A 16,250-nucleotide genomic window follows, 5' to 3' on the forward strand; every position below is an offset into this window, starting at 1 on the left:
CTGCCTTTGTAAATTATAGTTGATTTATCCATGAATTGCAAAATGAAATTCGGCCAATATTATTTAGGGAAAATTTAGAAATACATGAATTCCATTGACAAAAGGAAGCTGAATTGGTAGTTTTATTTTATTCAAATATTATTTTTACTATAAATCCTCACTATAATCTCGGTGAGGTAGAGGTTGCACCAATTAAGAGTAGATTGCAAGAGGCTAGTGGAGCTGTTGACTGTAAATTCGAAAGGACTTGGTGCCGAAGTTTGAAACAGCCACTTTGTTTCTTGCTGGGACTGTATCGAATAGGTACTGGACTGCCACAGAGAATCTGTGGAGTGCTATCATGAGATTTTTGAGTGAGTTTTTTGTGTATTTTTGCGCATGGACTTGTTCCATGCGCTTTTTGTTTGTCAAAAATGATCCATTTCTTCAAAAAATACACACACTAATTATGCAGCCATAACATTATGGTTCTATTTATAGGAGGTTTCAGCAGTGAAACAGAAAAAATGGGGATTTTGGCTTTTAACAGCCTTTGTAGTAGGAAATATGGTGGGCTCCGGAATTTTTATGCTGCCAAGCACACTGGCACAGACCGCAAGTCCGCTTGGCGTCACAAGCGCCTGGCTTGTAACCGGATTAGGTGTTTTAATGATTGCACTTGTATTCGGAAATTTATCAATCCGCAGACCTGATCTTACAGCAGGTCCGCAAAGCTATGCTAAAGCTTTATTTGATACTCCCAAAAGAGGAAAAGTCGCCGGATTCAGCATGGTGTGGGGATATTGGGTCGCAAACTGGATCAGCAATGTCGCGATCATCACAAGCTTCGCAGGCTACCTTTCTACATTCTTTCCTATTATGTCCGACGAATCTATTCTTTTTTCAATTGGTTCGCAGGATGTTCAATTAGGAAGAGCCGTTACATTTATTGTTTGTACCATTTTGCTTTGGGGCACTCATACCATTCTTTTAACGAACTTGAGCGGTGCAGGCAAATTGAATTTTGTGGCTACTGCTTCAAAAGTAATCGGTTTTATGCTTTTCATCATCGCTGGTTTATTTGCACTGGAGTCAGCAGCGTTTGGAGAATTTTATTTCCCGGTGGAAGCAGAGCCTGGTGTGACTTACGGGCTGACAAATCAAGTTCAATTTGCTGCGATCTCGACTTTATGGGCATTCGTAGGAATAGAGTCGGCAGTCATTCTGTCAGGACGCGCGTCTTCTCAGCGTGATGTAAAAAGAGCGACCATCACTGGCCTAATTATTGCTGTGTTTATCTATATGATTATCACACTTATCACAATGGGCGTTCTGCCGCACGATCAGCTGCAGTCATCTGACAAGCCTTTTGTTGATGTTCTTTCAGTCATTATTGGCGATGCCGGTGCAAATGCAATGGCACTATTGGCTGTCGTATCTTTGTTTGGATCAACGATCGGATGGATTCTGCTGTCATCTGAAGTGCCGTACCAGGCTGCAAAATCAGGTATTTTCCCTGCTTTCTTTGCTAAAACAAATAAAAAGGGAAGTCCGAAAAATGCTTTGATAATAACGAATTTAATGTCTCAAATCTTTATTTTCTCAACGATTTCCGGAACCATCAGTGAAGCTTATACATTCTTAACAACATCAGCTACACTTGCCTATCTTTTCCCATACCTTGTATCGTCTATCTTCTTCTTAAAGCTGATTGCCAAAGGAGAGACATATGATCTTATTAAAGGGTCAAGAGTAAAAGACGGAATCATCGCCTCACTAGCCTGTATTTATTCTGTTTGGGTGATTGTTACAGGAACTGCTGATATAAAAACATTTATACTTGGAGTCGGCCTTTTCTTTGCAGGATTTGTGATTTATCCGTTTTTGACGAAATATATGAAAAAACAAGATACTGGCTCAACCATATAATAGAAGGCTGCATGTTGAATGCAGCCTTTTTTAATTCTTTTTCCCCAAAAGCTGAGCTGCGCAATATTCAATAATTTCCCTTCTTCTGATTATCCCTATAAAGATTCCCTTATCGTCTGTAACAGGTACGAAATTCTGTTCCATCGCCCTTGTAATAATGTTCTCCATTTCAGCATGAATGGATATTGGTTCATTCTTTCGATGGTAATTAAGATCAGTTAATCGGATTTTTTCTGTGTTATGAAAATGCAAATCAGGTGTATTTTTCAGCATCCACAGCAAATCACCTTCTGTAAGTGTTGTTACGTACTTCCCCTCATCATCAAGCAGCGGAACGGCTGAATAACGGTGATATTCCATTCGTTCAAGCGCCTGCCTCATGGTGGCATAAATGTTTAAATAAACAACTTCCTTTTTGGGTATAAGGAAAAAAGCAATATTCATTTCTCCTGAACTCCTTTAAGATCGTCCATCTGACACGATGTGAATATCAATATTCTCTGTCTTTCTCATTATGGTATTCACAATGGAACCCTTTCTAATTTCTTCCCATCTTGTTCTTGCTGACTGACCGAGAAGGATTTGTGTAATGTGATACTGCTTAGCAATATCAATAATGACCTGAGCGGGTTTGCGGCTGCCTTCCTGCTCCAGCAAAAATACAGCATTAAATTGAGAGGCAAGTATTTTCCATTGCTCCGTTCTTTCCCGTTTTTCCTGTGAAAACGCCTCAGGGGAATTCTTCGTTACATTCAGAATATACAACTGAGCTTTTAGCCGGTTCGCCATCCGCCATCCTCTTCTGATTAATTTTTCAGCAGTTGGCCCATACCCGACACATACAAGGATTTTTTCATGAACACCTATTGGACCATACATTAAATTCCCGCTGATCTGCTCTATTTTTTCGTCTACATCATCTGCTACTTCTCTCAAGGCAAGTTCTCTTAGGGATGATAAATTGGTTACTGTAAAAAAATGAGTAAGGCTTTGCTCAATTTTTTCCGAGGCATATATTTTCCCATCTGCCAGCCGCTTCCGAAGGGTTTCAGGAGTGACATCAATGAGCTGAATTTCATGAGCATCCTGAACAAATAAATCCGGCACTCTTTCTCTCACTGCCACTCCCGTTATTTGCTGTACAATGTCGTGAACGCTTTCTAGATGCTGGATGTTTACCGCAGACATCACATTAATGCCGGCATTTAAAATTTCTTCTACATCCATATATCTCTTTTTATTTTTTGAGCCCGGAATGTTGGTATGGGCCAGCTCATCAATCACAATGACTTTAGGCATTCTTTGTATGATGGCATCTACATTCAATTCTCTAAAAATACTTCCTTTATAATTCATCTCTTTCAGAGGAACCACTTCAATATCTTTAATCAGTTCCTCTGTTTCTTTTCTCCCGTGGCATTCGATCAGACCGATTGCAACATCTATTCCTTCCAGCTTTAAATCATAGGCATCCTGGAGCATTTTATAAGATTTCCCGACACCAGGTGCTGCACCGACATAAAGCTTCAGCTTTCCCCGCTTTTCTTCAGCAATTTCATTAAGAAGCTCCTGCGGGGTTTTTCGTCTGAAATAAGGGTGTTTTTCACTCATTTCATCACCTCTGAAAAGTTGAATGACCTCAGCTGAATAGAAGCTGAGGTGCATCATCGTTAGTTCAACATATTTTTTAAAGCCAGATTTAATTGAAGAACGTTTACCTTCTCTTCACCAAACATTCCAAGTTCCCTTCCTTGAGTATGCTGCTTGATCATGTTTTCAAGCTTTGATTGATCAATTCCAGTTGCTTTTGAAATACGTTTCACCTGAGCATATGCGGCACCCGGGCTGATATGAGGATCAAGCCCCGAGCCTGAATTCGTCAGCAGATCATTTGGCACTTCACTTACTGGCGTTTCCGGGTTGTTTTTCTTCCATTCTTCAATCGAATCCAGCGTGCGCTTTATCATATCTGCATTAGATGGTGCATAGTTGTTGGAACCTGACCCCGCACCATTATTTTCAATGCTTGAAATTCTGCCATGAAAATAGCTGTCCGCGCTGAATGATTGCCCGATAAGCTCAGAGCCTATTACATTCATATTCTCATCATATACTAAGCTGCCATTTGCCTTTGCTGGAGAAATGGTTTGAGCGATTCCTGTCACAGCCACTGGGTAAATTATGCCGCAAATCACCATTAAGAATAAACTCATTCTGATGATCGGACCCATAATTGATTGTTTTTCTTCCATCATAAAATACCTCTTTTCTTCCTATTAAAATATACGTTACAAAATCATAGCAAGAACAACATCAATTCCTTTGATTCCAATAAAGGGAACCAGCACTCCCCCGAGCCCGTAAATTAGAAGGTTTCTGCTCAGCAAAGCATTCGAACTCATCGGTTTGTAGCTGACACCTTTCATTGCGAGAGGAATCAAGACGGGAATGATAATGGCATTGAATATCAAGGCTGACAGAACCGCTGAAATCGGCGAGTCCAGTCTCATGATATTCAGCACATTCATTTCAGGTATGGCAAGCATGAACATAGCCGGAATAATGGCAAAATATTTCGCGATATCGTTGGCAATACTGAACGTTGTCAGAGCTCCTCGCGTCATCAGCAGCTGTTTGCCGATGGAGACTACTTCAATTATTTTCGTAGGATTCGAATCTAAATCCACCATATTGGCTGCTTCCTTGGCAGCTGCTGTTCCGCTGTTCATGGCAAGGCCTACATCTGCCTGTGCGAGAGCCGGGGCATCATTTGTTCCATCTCCAGTCATGGCAACAAGCTTGCCTTGTGATTGTTCATATTTAATGACTTCAATTTTATCCTCAGGCTTGCACTCTGCAATAAATTCATCAACACCTGCTTCTTTAGCGATCGTTGCTGCTGTTAGCGGATTGTCTCCTGTACACATGACGGTTTTGATCCCCATGCTGCGCAGCTTATCAAAGCGCTCTTTCATGCCCGGTTTAACCGTATCCTTCAAGTAAATCAAACCAAAAATCTGATCGTTCATCGCAACAGCAAGAGGCGTGCCTCCCGCCTTTGAAATTTCATCTGTTTTTTTGTCTAAATCAGAAGGAATGGTTCCCCCTTGGGAGATTACCCATTTCTTAACGGCATCTACTGCTCCTTTTCTGACAACACTTCCATCAGCAAGATCCATTCCGCTCATCCGCGTTTCCGCCTTAAACTCGATAAACGTTCCGCCTATCGCGATATCTGTTTGATAGGAAAGCTGTTTCTTTTTCAGCAGTTCAAGGACAGATCTTCCTTCTGGTGTCTCATCTTCAAGCGAGCTGATGGCTGTCCACTGAGCAAAATCCTGCATGGCATGATTTCCTGCCGGAATAAACTCGCTTGCCATCCGGTTTCCAAAAGTTATCGTTCCGGTTTTATCCAAGATAATTGTATTAATGTCTCCAGCCGCTTCAACCGCTTTCCCTGACATCGCAATCACATTAAACTGTGTAACCCGATCCATCCCTGCTATTCCGATGGCAGAAAGCAGACCGCCAATGGTTGTTGGAATTAAGCACACAAGCAGGGCAATTAATACGGGAATCTCAAGCTCAAATCCTAAGTAATTTGTGAAAAGAGGCAATGTGACAACCACGATCATAAAAATGAGCGTCAGGCTTGTTAAAACCGTGTTCAATGCAATTTCATTCGGTGTTTTTTGACGCTGTGCTCCCTCAACAAGGGAAATCATCTTATCAAGGAATGATTCACCAGGCTCACTCGTGATTCTTACTTTGATCTGGTCACTGACAACTTTTGTGCCCCCTGTAACGGAGTTGAAATCTCCGCCAGCCTCCTTAATCACAGGTGCAGATTCTCCTGTAATTGCTGACTCATCTACAGAAGCGAGGCCAGAAATGATTTCTCCATCACCTGGAATAAACTCACCTTGTGATACGACAACTATATCCCCTTTACGGAGCGAGGCAGAGTCTGTTTTTTCAATTTCGCCATTAGGCTTTAATTTGTTTGCCGTCATTTCCTTTTTTGAATTCTTAAGAGAATTTGCCTGGGCCATTCCTCTCCCTTCTGCAAGTGCTTCTGCAAAATTCGCAAACAAAACGGTAAACAGAAGGATGAGGGACACTGTTAAATTAAACCAGACATTTACTTCACTTGACCCAAAAGCAGAAGGGATAAAGGCAAGCAGCAAAGTAAGGGCAAATCCAATTTCTACAATGAACATGATCGGGTTTTTCACCATTACCCGAGGATCCAATTTGAAAAAGGATGCCTTGATGGCGTTTCCGATCAGTTCCTTTTCCATCGCCTTTTTGTTTGCAGGCTTTTGATCATTAGGCTGGATTTGTTTAACTGGGGCCTTGCGTTCATATCTTTCAGCAGATTTTTCTGCTGCTGCTAAAAATGGCTTACTCATTTTGGATCCTCCAATTATCTTTTATAAAGTTAATAGCTCAGCAACCGGTCCCAGAACCAAAACCGGGAAGAATGTCAGAGCACCGACAATAAATATGGCTCCTACAAAAATGGTTCCAAACAAGCCAGTGTCTGTACGGAATGTACCTATCGTCTCCGGCACAAGCTTTTTGGCGGCCATTGATGCTCCAACAGCAAGCATGGCAATGATTCCAAAATATCTGCCTATAAACATGACAATACCGGTTGAGATGTTCCAAAACGGTGTTGCATCACCGAGACCTTCAAAGCCTGAACCATTATTGGCAGCAGAAGATGTGTACTCATAAAGAACTTGGGAAAGCCCGTGAAATCCAGGATTTGATATACCGTCAGATCCAAGCGGTGTAAATAAAGCAACAGCTGTTGAAGCAAGGATCAAGAAAGGATGAATAAGCAGTGTCACAGCGATCAGCTTCATTTCTTTACCTTCAATTTTCTTGCCAAGGAATTCCGGAGTGCGGCCTACCATTAACCCTGATAAGAAAACGGCTATGATCGCATACATCATAATGTTCATGAACCCTGCGCCAATTCCGCCGAAAACGGTATTCAGCAGCATGTTGGATAAAGCAAGCATTCCTGTTATTGGCGAAAGCGTATCGTGCATCGTGTTGACTGCCCCTGTTTCAGACGCCGTTGTTACAATAGCGTAAAGGGTTGACTGTACCGTACCGAAACGAACCTCTTTTCCTTCCATACTGCCGGATGACTGCTCAAGGCCTGCTTCTGCAAATCTGGGATTCCCCTGAAATTCTGAGAATAGGGCCGTTCCAAGAAAGACAACGAAAATCATGGCCATCGCCGCGAATAGAATTCTTCCCTGTTTAGCATTTCCGACCATTTTTCCGTAGGTAAACGGAAGAGCTGCCGGAATTAAAAGCATCAATAGAATTTGCAGGAGGTTGCTCATCGCATTTGGGTTTTCAAACGGATGTGCTGAGTTTACTCCGAAGAACCCCCCGCCATTGTTTCCAACTTCCTTAATTGATAAAAACGATGCAACAGGTCCTCTTGCGATCGTTTGCTCGGCTCCTTCCACCGTTGTGGCCGTGACACTTGAATCAAGTGTTTGCGGAACCCCAAGAAAGACGAATATCAGTGCAGTAATAAAAGCAATCGGTAAAAGCACACGTGTAATTGATCTTATTAAATCTACAAAGAAGTTTCCAAGCGGATTCCCTGCGAGTCCTCTTATTAACGCAATTGCAGCCGCAAATGCAGTTGCAGGAGCCACGAACATCATAAACGTAATGGCGATCATCTGAGACATATAGGATAATCCGCTTTCTCCGCTGTAATGCTGAAGATTCGTGTTTGTCATGAAGCTGATTGCTGTATTAAAAGCAAGGGTGGGCTCCATCCCTGCTATGCCGCTTGGATTCAGCGGCAGAATGCCTTGAAAACGAAAGACGAGATAGACAAGAAAAATCATAAAAATGTTCGAAAATAATAGTGCCATTGCATATTGCCTGAAGCTTTGGTTTTGCTGTTTTAATCCGCTGACTTTATAAACAGCATTTTCCACCGGGCCAAACACGGCATCCAGTTTAGTAGATTGATAAGTAAAGGCCCGGGCTATATAGTAGCCCATCGGCTTTGCCAGAAGCACAGCCATCGTCAAAGTAAGAATGATAGAAATGATGGATATTACGCTCAACGTCTTTCCCTCCGCAAGTTAAAATTTTTCTGGATTTACTAACGCATACAATAAATAAATCGTGACAGCAGCGATGCCGCCCATTAAGACAATCATCATTTCTCTTCCCTTCCTTCTTTCACAAGCTCTCCAGACCATTTAACAAACCCGGCCATGGCAAGTGTAAGTGCTGTAAATGAGATGATCATTATACTGTCAAGCATCGTCGTTCCCCCTTGTTCTTACTGAAGAAAAAATCGCAAAAACCTGTTTTGTTAGCTCCAATCCATGCATTAAGTTTTGTCGGGCACCTTGCGTTTTTTGTAATAACTGTGACCGGGAACGTGAACAATCGCATGAAGCCAAGCACTAGTATCGGCTATCATGTCCACGTGCTGTAAAGCTCGTGTAATTTGCTGGTGTATGATTAGAAAATGAGCATTTTGTCTATTAAAATAAATGTCTTTATATCCTCTTTTTTTGCAAATGACTCTGCACACGATAATTACCCGTTATAAAATGCAGGTGATAATTCTTCCGGGCAAATACCATCCGGGCATTCAAACCCTTAATAGCCATGTGAGCATTGCATTCTCTTCCTTTCGCTAACATAAAAAGCCGCGGAAGAGGGATCTCTTCCGCGGCTTTTGGCATCACTAAAGAAACGTGATGAATCACTGCGATTTTGATTTTCCCTCACAACGCTTTCGGGGTTAGCTGTCGGATTCGGGCTATGAGAGTAGCCCTACCATTTTTTCAATGGACTCACCCCCTAGTGATAGAAATCACAAAAGATTGGGTCCCCCGATTTCCTTAAGAAATTAAGCGATTAGGTTTTTTAAAAAAATATTCAATTCATTTACACTAAAAATGCACACAAAAGAACACTGAGGCATAAACCCAGTGTTCTCCACAAAGGTATCCTCTCTCAGAACGCTTACGAAGTTAGCTGTCGGATTCGGGCATCTTTGAGAGTAGCCCTACCACTTGAACATTCAAATGGACTCACCCCTAGTGACACTTAGTCACAAAATCTTGGGTCCCCCGCTCCTAATTTAGGATTAAGCGATTAATAGGAATTCTATTTTTAAAAATCGTTTGATCGTGCACCGTCCCTTCTCTTATGACGCTTACGAGGTTAGCTGCCGGGTTAGGGCCTAAGAGTTGCCCCTCTTGCACTTTCTGCGTCGATTCACCCCAAAGTGCCTTCATCACACCTATGTGGGTCCCCCGCTCCTTATCAGGATTAAGCGATTATGAGAGTAATATTACTCCTGTGGCTGAAACTTGTAAAGAACTTAAAAAGCACGAAATTTCTCAAAAAACAAGTAAATACCCTTATATCTTTGCAAATTTCAAAGGAAATATGACCCTTACTAACTAATTCATCATTTTCCTTCTGAATACATATCAATCAGAAATAATGATTGATTTTTTCCAAAGATTACATAAAAACCATTTCGCTTTATAAATGCAGTCAAACTATTAAGATTTTCATAGGGAAAACATATTATTAAAATCAAAAAAATTAGAAATAACATTATGATATACATAAAAAAAAAAGCCCGATTCAGATAGAATCGGGCTCTCTTTTATGCAGCAATATGCTCTTTATTCTTTTCTTCGTCAAACTCGCCTTCCCACTTAGAGATCACAACTGCAGCCAGTGAGTTCCCTACCACGTTTACAGCGGTTCTTGCCATATCCAAAATACGGTCAATACCTGCGATAAAGGCCAATCCTTCAACCGGAATTCCTACCGTACCCAATGTAGCGAGAAGCACAACGAATGATACGCCCGGTACACCGGCAATCCCTTTAGAGGTTACCATTAACACTAAAAGTAAGGAGATCTGTTGAGAGATCGACAGGTCAATCCCATACATTTGAGCGATAAATACAGCAGCCAGAGCCTGATAAAGTGTCGAACCGTCCAGGTTAAAAGAATACCCTGTCGGAATAACAAATGATGTAATGGCTTTCGGACAGCCGAATTTCTCCATTTTCTCCATGATTTTTGGTAAAACTGTCTCAGAGCTTGCGGTAGAATAAGCAAGAAGCAGCTCATCCTTCAGCAGACGGATAATGTTAAATAGATTAACACCAACCATTTTCGCAACTAGCCCTAAAACTACAACAATAAAGAAAATCATTGTTCCATATACTAGAATAACTAATTTACCAAGTGGTATCAGCGATTCTAATCCAAACTTAGATACAGTTATACCAATTAATGCAAAAACACCAAATGGAGCGAATTTCATAATTAGATTTGTTACATAGAACATGGTTTCAGCCGTTCCCTGGAAAAACGCAAGAACAGGTTTTCCCTTTTCTCCAATTGCAGCAATTCCAAGACCGAATAATACGGAGAAGAAAATAATTGGAAGCATGTCCCCTTGAACAAAAGATTCAAATATGTTGCTTGGTACAATATTAACAAATGTATCAGCAAAACCATGTGATTCTACATCCTCAGCTGTATCCACATAGCTATTGATATCCGTTTTCTCCAACTTGTTCATATCTACTCCAGCACCCGGAGTAAATAGGTTTGCAGCAACTAAACCGACTACAATTGCAATCGTTGTAATAATTTCAAAATATAAAATGGTTTTCCCGCCGATTTTTCCAAGCTTTTTTGTATCGCCGACGCTTGCTACGCCAACAATGAGACTTGAAATAACAATCGGAATAACAATCATTTTAATCAAACGTATAAAAATATCACCTATTGGCTGTAAATAATTTTCGATTGTTGGGTTACCGTAAAAAATAGCACCGAGTGCAATACCCAAAACTAACCCGATAAAAATCTGCCATGCAAGGCCTAATTTTTTCATTCAATCCACCCCTTATGTTTGTTATTTATGAAAATAAAATGGTCTATTGAAAATAGTTAGAACTAAACCATCTTATCATTTACCATGAATCACATTTTTTTATATTATATCAAATTTGATTATTTAACAATAACATTAATTTCCATAAGTTTATTCCATTTGAATCAAAGAAATATTCTAAAAATTGTTGACATTCTATCAATTCGACAATATACTACAAAATGTTCACTTCTAAGATAGGACTAAAATAATGGAGGATTATATGAGTTCATTGTTCAGAAAAAAGTCTATTACAGATTTACTTGCACAAAGTCAGCAAAAATCACTTGCCCGTACTATGGGTGCATTTGATTTAACACTGCTTGGGATTGGTGCAATTGTAGGAACTGGTATTTTTGTACTAACCGGTGTCGTTGCGGCAGAAACTGCAGGTCCGGCTCTCATTTTATCGTTTATTTTATCTGGAATTGCCTGTGCACTCGCAGCCTTTTGCTATGCGGAATTTGCTTCTTCTGTTCCGATCTCTGGCAGCGTGTATACTTACACATATGCAACTCTTGGTGAGCTGTTTGCTTTCCTTATTGGCTGGGATTTAATGCTTGAATATCTTCTTGCAACCTCGGCAGTTGCCACTGGATGGTCCGCATACTTTCAATCCCTTATTGCAGGATTTGGAGTTGAACTGCCGGATGTCATTACTTCAGCACCAGGGGCAGGAAAAGGCGGATTTATTGATTTGCCTGCAGTGATTGTTATTCTGCTCATAACCGCTCTCCTATCAAAGGGAATTAAGGAAAGCACACGGGTAAATAACATTATGGTATTTGTTAAACTTGCTGTAATCCTGATATTTATTGTTGCAGGCGTCTGGTATGTTAAACCTGATAACTGGACCCCATTTGTACCATTTGGATTTGATGGCATTGTAACAGGTGCAGCTACAGTCTTTTTTGCCTATATTGGATTTGATGCAGTAGCAACTGCTGCTGAGGAAGTAAAAAGACCGCAGCGGGATGTGCCAATCGGAATTATTGCTTCATTGACTGTTTGTACTGTACTGTACATTATCGTCTCGCTTATTTTGACAGGGATGGTTCCATATACTCAGTTAAACGTCGCAGACCCTGTTTCTTTTGCTCTTCAATTTGTAGGACAGAATTCTCTTGCTGGTTTGATTTCAGTTGGAGCAATTGCCGGAATTACAACTGTACTTCTTGTTATGATGTATGCACAGGTCAGAATATCATTTGCAATGAGCAGAGATGGGCTGCTTCCAAAACGGTTATCAAAAGTACATCCATCTTTTAAAACACCATTCCAAAATACATGGATTACAGGTTTCGTTGCAGCAGCGATCGCAGGTTTTGTTGATTTAACTACGCTCGCACATCTTGTGAATATGGGAACACTTGCAGCATTTACGCTGATTTCAGTCGCTGTTATTGTTTTAAGAAAAACACATCCAAATCTGGAACGTGCCTTTAAAGTGCCTTTTGTTCCGGTATTGCCGGCAATCAGCGCACTGTTCTGCATTTATCTCATGATAAGTTTACCAGCTATTACGTGGATCTCTTTCTTCATCTGGATCGGGATCGGCACGGTCATCTATTTTGTATACGCCAGAAAGAACAGCAATCTTGGCCGTTTAGAGAAATAAAAAAATCCTTTCTCCTGTGTTGGAGAAAGGATTTTTTTATAATCTTCTTACTTGCCTAAAGAAGTAGCCAACAAGAAGCAAAACAATTGCAAATGAAGACATGACGATAAATTTCAAGTGATCATGCAAGATGCTTTGACCCAGCGATGGTTGTACATCTGAAACAGTTCCTTTCACAACATTGCCTGCATCAGCAATAACAGGTTTTAGTTTATGGGAAGCAATTTTCCTGCCATCCTCGCCTTCAACCGCAAGCATTCCATCTAAATCAACTTCTTCAGAGATGCTTTCATTTAATTTTTTGGCATAATACAGCGGTTCACTCAGTGTAAACTCCTGGCCGCTCTGATCTTCAAAGGCTGTATCCTCTGCAATAAATTCTGATGTAAAATGATTAAAGCCATAATCTAATAATTTCACGGTATCTTTATATGAAATCCGGTCTGTTTTAGCATTAAGGACAATCGCAATCAGGCTGATATTCTCTCTTTCAGCAAGAGTGGATAAAGTAAACCCCGATTCGCTCACATAGCCGTTTTTCCCGCCGATCATCCCGTCATACGGCGTTACTTTAAGAAGCTTATGGTGATTATGAAGCGTAGTATCCCACGTTTCCCCGTCCCACTTTAATTCTTCTGTTGAAAAAATTTCTCTAAATAATTCATTTTGTGAAGCGTACTGAGTTAACTTTGCAAGGTCTTCAGCGGTCGTTACATGTTCAGGATCAAACAGACCGTGCGGGTTAGTAAAATTGGTGTGCAGAAGTCCTACCTTCGACTTTAAAAAAGCTGTCATTTCCTCAGAAAAGGTCTCGGTATCTCCGCTGATATGTTCAGCAATTGCTACACCTGCATCATTCCCGGAATTAATCATCAATCCCTGGATGAGCTTTTTCAAGGGAACCTGCTCTCCTTCTTCAAGGTATACCCTTGTTCCATCAACACTTCTGGCATTTTTGCTTATCGTCACAATATCTTCCATATTTCCTTTTTCAATCGCATAAATAGCTGTAGCCATCTTCGTTACACTCGCTGGATACATAATCGCATCACTGTCTTTTGAGTACAGAATCTGACCTGACTTCGCATCAATCAATACAGCTGATTCACTTTGAATATCGGGTTCTTTTATAGAGAGTTCCTCAGCGTATGCTTTAAACGAAAATAATCCGAAAGAAAAGATGAATACTAAAAGAATCAAAGGTGCTTTTATCATAAAAAAAATCTCCTGTATAGTAGTTAAGATTATTATTCTCTATTCAGTCCATATACAAGCATAACAGCTACTAATCAAGCATGACAATGTAAAGAAATAGAAATAGTCGTATATTCTTTCATTTGACTTTATGAAGCACCGGATTTATAATAAAACTGACGAACGTCAGGAAGGTGAAGAAATGACATCTGAACAAATAAAAGAAGCCGCGATACGCAATTTTGCCGCACACGGATATGAAGGTGCATCTTTAGCAGCAATAGCGAATGAAGTCGGCATCAAGAAACAATCTATTTACACTCATTTTAAAAGCAAGGATGAACTGTTTCTTACTGTCATGGCTGAGGTGCAGGAAAAAGAAATTGAGTATATTAAAAACTACTTTGTTTTCTCAAATTCCGCATCATTAAAAGAAGCGCTCTATCAATACTTGTCAGAGTATATCAACCGCTATGAAAAGGATGATAAAACAAAGTTCATGCTGCGGATCAGCTTTTTGCCGCCAGCACATCTTTACGATGAAGTGATGAAGAAAGTGTACACCTATCTGGATACTTTTGAAGAGCTGCTGACGGATATATTTAATGACCAGAAAGCTATAACAATAAACCAATCAGATGCAGTAATTGCCTATATGGGACTTGTTGATGCTGTTCTGGTTGAGATTCTCTATGGCGGTGCTGAAAGATTTAAAAAGAGATTGGATGGCTGCTTTAACGTTTACTGGAACGGGATAACACTTAGAAACACGGAAGAGCCTTGGTCAGCTCCGAAAGGCAGATAAGAATCCTGCGGAAAAGTCCGGGTTTGACTTTTTTGGCGGATCCGTTCTGACCAAGGAGTTTGGCATTTGCGCTTGCTGCCAATAAGCAAAATTGTGTCCCATCCAATAATTAAAGAAAGGAAGAACATCATGAATCGTGACTGGATAAAGGTTTTCTTAGCCGGTTTCATTGAAGTTATCTGGGTGGCTGGATTAAAATACTCAGACAGCTGGTATGAATGGCTTATTACAATTATTACGATATGTGTAAGTTTTTATTTACTGATCGGAGCGACTAAAAGACTGCCAGTGAGTACCGTTTACGCAGTCTTTACAGGACTTGGCGCTGCAGGAACCGTTATTTCGGAAATTCTCTTCTTTAACGAGCCATTTCAGCTCATCAAAATACTGTTAATTCTCGTATTAGTCGCTGGAGTTATTGGCTTAAAAACATTGTCTAATGATAAAAAAGAGGAGGCTGTGCACTAATGGACTGGATTTTACTGATAGCAGCAGGCCTATTTGAAGTTGTCGGTGTCATCGGAATCAACAAAATGAAAGATTCAAAAGGAATTGTTCCCTTGCTGATTATGATTGCAGGCTTTTCCATCAGTTTTCTTCTATTAAATCAATCTCTTCAAACCATTTCGCTTGGAACGGCATATTCTGTCTGGACAGGAATTGGATCTGCGGGCAGCGCGCTTGTGGGCATTTTATTTTACGGAGATTCAAGCAGCTGGAAAAGAATCCTTTTTATTAGTATGATCATCTCAGCTACAGTAGGATTGAAGCTTGTTTCATAAGGAGTTATCATTGTGAGCCAATTATTTAAATACTCATTCCTTGTCTTGGTCGGCGCATGCAGTTACGGGGTTATTTCTACCATTATTAAAATTGCCTTCATGCATGGATTTACAGTGAACGAAGTGATCGGAAGCCAATACTTGTTTGGCTTTATCATGTTTCTCATCTGTGTGACTCTTTTCTCAAGAAGAAAAGTTTCTTTTAAGCAGGCGCTCATCTTAATGATTACAGGAACCACTACCAGTCTGACTGGTATTTTTTACGGAAAATCTCTTGAAACGATTCCCGCCTCGATTGCGATTATCCTCTTATTTCAGTTTACCTGGATTGGAATCGTCATTGAGGCAATAGCTGTGAAAAAGCTGCCGGGTCCTGACAAAATACTCGCTGGAGGCATTCTCTTAATAGGCACATTTCTGGCGGGAAACATTTTTGGTCATGATGCTTTTAGCCTGAGTGATCCCGGAATCATCTGGGGACTTTTATCAGCTGTTTCATTTTCACTATTTATCTTTGCAAGCGGAAAAGTAGCAATTGAGCTGCCGTCTTTAAATCGAAGTCTGTTTATGTCATTGGGTGCTGCACTCTTTTTACTAATCGTCTTTTCCCCTGATTTTCTGACAAATGGCTCCATGCAGTCAGGATTATGGATTTACGCTTTGCTGCTGGGCTTTTTCGGCGTATTCATACCCGTTGTATTGTTTTCAATCGGAACGCCGAAGATCGGTTCAGGCATTGCAACGATTTTAGGAGCTGCAGAATTGCCAATGGCCATTCTCTGCTCGGTTCTTATTTTAAAAGAGCAGGTAACAATCCTGCAGACAGCCGGAATCGCCATGATTTTAATTGGAATTGTAACACCGCAGCTTTATCATTTTTTAAAACATAAGCAGCTTGAGAAGGATAGCATATCTTCTTGACAAAGAGAGTGAACGATTAAACGTTCACCCTCTTTTTAGCATCCAGATATA

The 16,250-nt window shown here is 40.6% G+C and carries 14 protein-coding genes and 4 riboswitches; of the genes, 6 read left to right on the forward strand and 8 right to left on the reverse strand.

Translation table 11 applies throughout. The features are described from left to right. The first annotated feature begins 169 nt into the window (after positions 1 to 169). A riboswitch (Lysine riboswitch) is annotated at positions 170 to 346 on the forward strand. A 146-nt stretch (positions 347 to 492) separates the two neighbouring features. Then, positions 493 to 1,908: an amino acid permease gene (locus tag QLQ22_RS21975; RefSeq protein ID WP_284015555.1), complete on the forward strand. Its 1,416-nt coding sequence runs from the start codon at positions 493 to 495 to the stop codon at positions 1,906 to 1,908. A gap of 30 nt (positions 1,909 to 1,938) precedes the next feature. Here QLQ22_RS21975 and QLQ22_RS21980 read toward each other — a convergent pair whose 3' ends face one another. The 7 genes from QLQ22_RS21980 to gltP form a co-directional block, all read right to left on the reverse strand. Further along, complete coding sequence (locus QLQ22_RS21980; RefSeq protein ID WP_223438071.1) at positions 1,939 to 2,352, reverse strand: CBS domain-containing protein; 414 nt, start codon at positions 2,350 to 2,352, stop codon at positions 1,939 to 1,941. 15 nt (positions 2,353 to 2,367) lie between these two features. Next, entirely contained in the window at positions 2,368 to 3,519 is a 1,152-nt protein-coding gene (gene kdpDN / locus QLQ22_RS21985) for a KdpD-like non-kinase potassium sensor (RefSeq protein ID WP_284015556.1), read from the reverse strand. Positions 3,520 to 3,578: 59 nt separating this feature from the next. Next, positions 3,579 to 4,160, reverse strand: a complete 582-nt coding sequence (gene kdpC, locus QLQ22_RS21990; RefSeq protein ID WP_223443684.1) for a potassium-transporting ATPase subunit KdpC — start codon at positions 4,158 to 4,160, stop codon at positions 3,579 to 3,581. Between the two features lie 36 nt (positions 4,161 to 4,196). Then, the gene (kdpB, locus tag QLQ22_RS21995; protein ID WP_423246214.1) at positions 4,197 to 6,320 is read right to left on the reverse strand and encodes a potassium-transporting ATPase subunit KdpB; all 2,124 of its coding nucleotides are present in this window, start codon (positions 6,318 to 6,320) and stop codon (positions 4,197 to 4,199) included. 21 nt (positions 6,321 to 6,341) lie between these two features. After that, positions 6,342 to 8,009 (reverse strand): potassium-transporting ATPase subunit KdpA, encoded by a 1,668-nt coding sequence (gene kdpA, locus QLQ22_RS22000; protein WP_223443691.1) that lies wholly within the window; start codon positions 8,007 to 8,009, stop codon positions 6,342 to 6,344. 27 nt (positions 8,010 to 8,036) lie between these two features. Further along, on the reverse strand, positions 8,037 to 8,156 hold the full coding sequence (locus QLQ22_RS25210; RefSeq protein WP_420828803.1) for a potassium-transporting ATPase subunit F: 120 nt from the start codon (positions 8,154 to 8,156) through the stop codon (positions 8,037 to 8,039). Between the two features lie 529 nt (positions 8,157 to 8,685). After that, positions 8,686 to 8,835: riboswitch (cyclic di-AMP (ydaO/yuaA leader) on the reverse strand. An 80-nt stretch (positions 8,836 to 8,915) separates the two neighbouring features. Then, positions 8,916 to 9,075, reverse strand: a riboswitch (cyclic di-AMP (ydaO/yuaA leader). Between the two features lie 33 nt (positions 9,076 to 9,108). Beyond that, a riboswitch (cyclic di-AMP (ydaO/yuaA leader) is annotated at positions 9,109 to 9,260 on the reverse strand. Between the two features lie 329 nt (positions 9,261 to 9,589). Next, positions 9,590 to 10,840, reverse strand: coding sequence for a glutamate/aspartate:proton symporter GltP (gltP, locus tag QLQ22_RS22005; RefSeq protein ID WP_223438073.1), 1,251 nt, complete (start codon positions 10,838 to 10,840; stop codon positions 9,590 to 9,592). Between the two features lie 262 nt (positions 10,841 to 11,102). On the opposite strand from gltP, the gene bcaP reads away from it, so the two are divergent. Next, positions 11,103 to 12,497, forward strand: coding sequence for a branched-chain amino acid transporter BcaP (gene bcaP / locus QLQ22_RS22010; protein ID WP_252207374.1), 1,395 nt, complete (start codon positions 11,103 to 11,105; stop codon positions 12,495 to 12,497). A gap of 36 nt (positions 12,498 to 12,533) precedes the next feature. On the opposite strand, the gene QLQ22_RS22015 is transcribed toward bcaP, so the two are convergent. After that, positions 12,534 to 13,712, reverse strand: a complete 1,179-nt coding sequence (locus tag QLQ22_RS22015; protein WP_252207375.1) for a D-alanyl-D-alanine carboxypeptidase family protein — start codon at positions 13,710 to 13,712, stop codon at positions 12,534 to 12,536. Positions 13,713 to 13,893: 181 nt separating this feature from the next. Between QLQ22_RS22015 and QLQ22_RS22020 the strand changes: the two genes are divergently transcribed. The 4 genes from QLQ22_RS22020 to QLQ22_RS22035 all read left to right on the forward strand — a co-directional run bounded on the left by QLQ22_RS22020 (position 13,894) and on the right by QLQ22_RS22035 (position 16,199). Next, positions 13,894 to 14,496, forward strand: a complete 603-nt coding sequence (locus QLQ22_RS22020; RefSeq protein WP_284015557.1) for a TetR/AcrR family transcriptional regulator — start codon at positions 13,894 to 13,896, stop codon at positions 14,494 to 14,496. A 129-nt stretch (positions 14,497 to 14,625) separates the two neighbouring features. Further along, positions 14,626 to 14,964 carry a DMT family transporter gene (locus QLQ22_RS22025; RefSeq protein ID WP_252207379.1) on the forward strand — a complete coding sequence of 113 codons (339 nt, stop codon included), beginning with the start codon at positions 14,626 to 14,628 and terminating at the stop codon, positions 14,962 to 14,964. Next, positions 14,964 to 15,278: a DMT family transporter gene (locus QLQ22_RS22030; RefSeq protein ID WP_223438078.1), complete on the forward strand. Its 315-nt coding sequence runs from the start codon at positions 14,964 to 14,966 to the stop codon at positions 15,276 to 15,278. Before QLQ22_RS22025 ends, QLQ22_RS22030 begins: the two co-directional genes overlap by 1 nt. A 12-nt stretch (positions 15,279 to 15,290) precedes the next feature. Further along, the gene (locus QLQ22_RS22035; RefSeq protein ID WP_284015558.1) at positions 15,291 to 16,199 is read left to right on the forward strand and encodes an EamA family transporter; all 909 of its coding nucleotides are present in this window, start codon (positions 15,291 to 15,293) and stop codon (positions 16,197 to 16,199) included. Positions 16,200 to 16,250 lie beyond the last annotated feature (51 nt).

Origin of the sequence: Metabacillus hrfriensis, from assembly GCF_030127205.1 — a bacterium.
Taxonomy (GTDB): Bacteria; Bacillota; Bacilli; order Bacillales; family Bacillaceae; genus Bacillus_P; species Bacillus_P dongyingensis.

Bases quoted from the DNA above. Each gene is read 5' to 3' on its own strand.
- QLQ22_RS22020 (WP_284015557.1), top strand. From the start codon at position 13,894: ATGACATCTGAACAAATAAAAGAAGCCGCGATACGCAATTTTGCCGCA.
- QLQ22_RS25210 (WP_420828803.1), bottom strand. From the start codon at position 8,156: ATGGTCTGGAGAGCTTGTGAAAGAAGGAAGGGAAGAGAAATGATGATT.
- bcaP (WP_252207374.1), top strand. From the start codon at position 11,103: ATGAGTTCATTGTTCAGAAAAAAGTCTATTACAGATTTACTTGCACAA.
- kdpDN (WP_284015556.1), bottom strand. From the start codon at position 3,519: ATGAGTGAAAAACACCCTTATTTCAGACGAAAAACCCCGCAGGAGCTT.
- gltP (WP_223438073.1), bottom strand. From the start codon at position 10,840: ATGAAAAAATTAGGCCTTGCATGGCAGATTTTTATCGGGTTAGTTTTG.
- QLQ22_RS22015 (WP_252207375.1), bottom strand. From the start codon at position 13,712: ATGATAAAAGCACCTTTGATTCTTTTAGTATTCATCTTTTCTTTCGGA.
- QLQ22_RS21980 (WP_223438071.1), bottom strand. From the start codon at position 2,352: ATGAATATTGCTTTTTTCCTTATACCCAAAAAGGAAGTTGTTTATTTA.
- QLQ22_RS22030 (WP_223438078.1), top strand. From the start codon at position 14,964: ATGGACTGGATTTTACTGATAGCAGCAGGCCTATTTGAAGTTGTCGGT.
- kdpB (WP_423246214.1), bottom strand. From the start codon at position 6,320: ATGAGTAAGCCATTTTTAGCAGCAGCAGAAAAATCTGCTGAAAGATAT.
- kdpC (WP_223443684.1), bottom strand. From the start codon at position 4,160: ATGGAAGAAAAACAATCAATTATGGGTCCGATCATCAGAATGAGTTTA.
- QLQ22_RS22025 (WP_252207379.1), top strand. From the start codon at position 14,626: ATGAATCGTGACTGGATAAAGGTTTTCTTAGCCGGTTTCATTGAAGTT.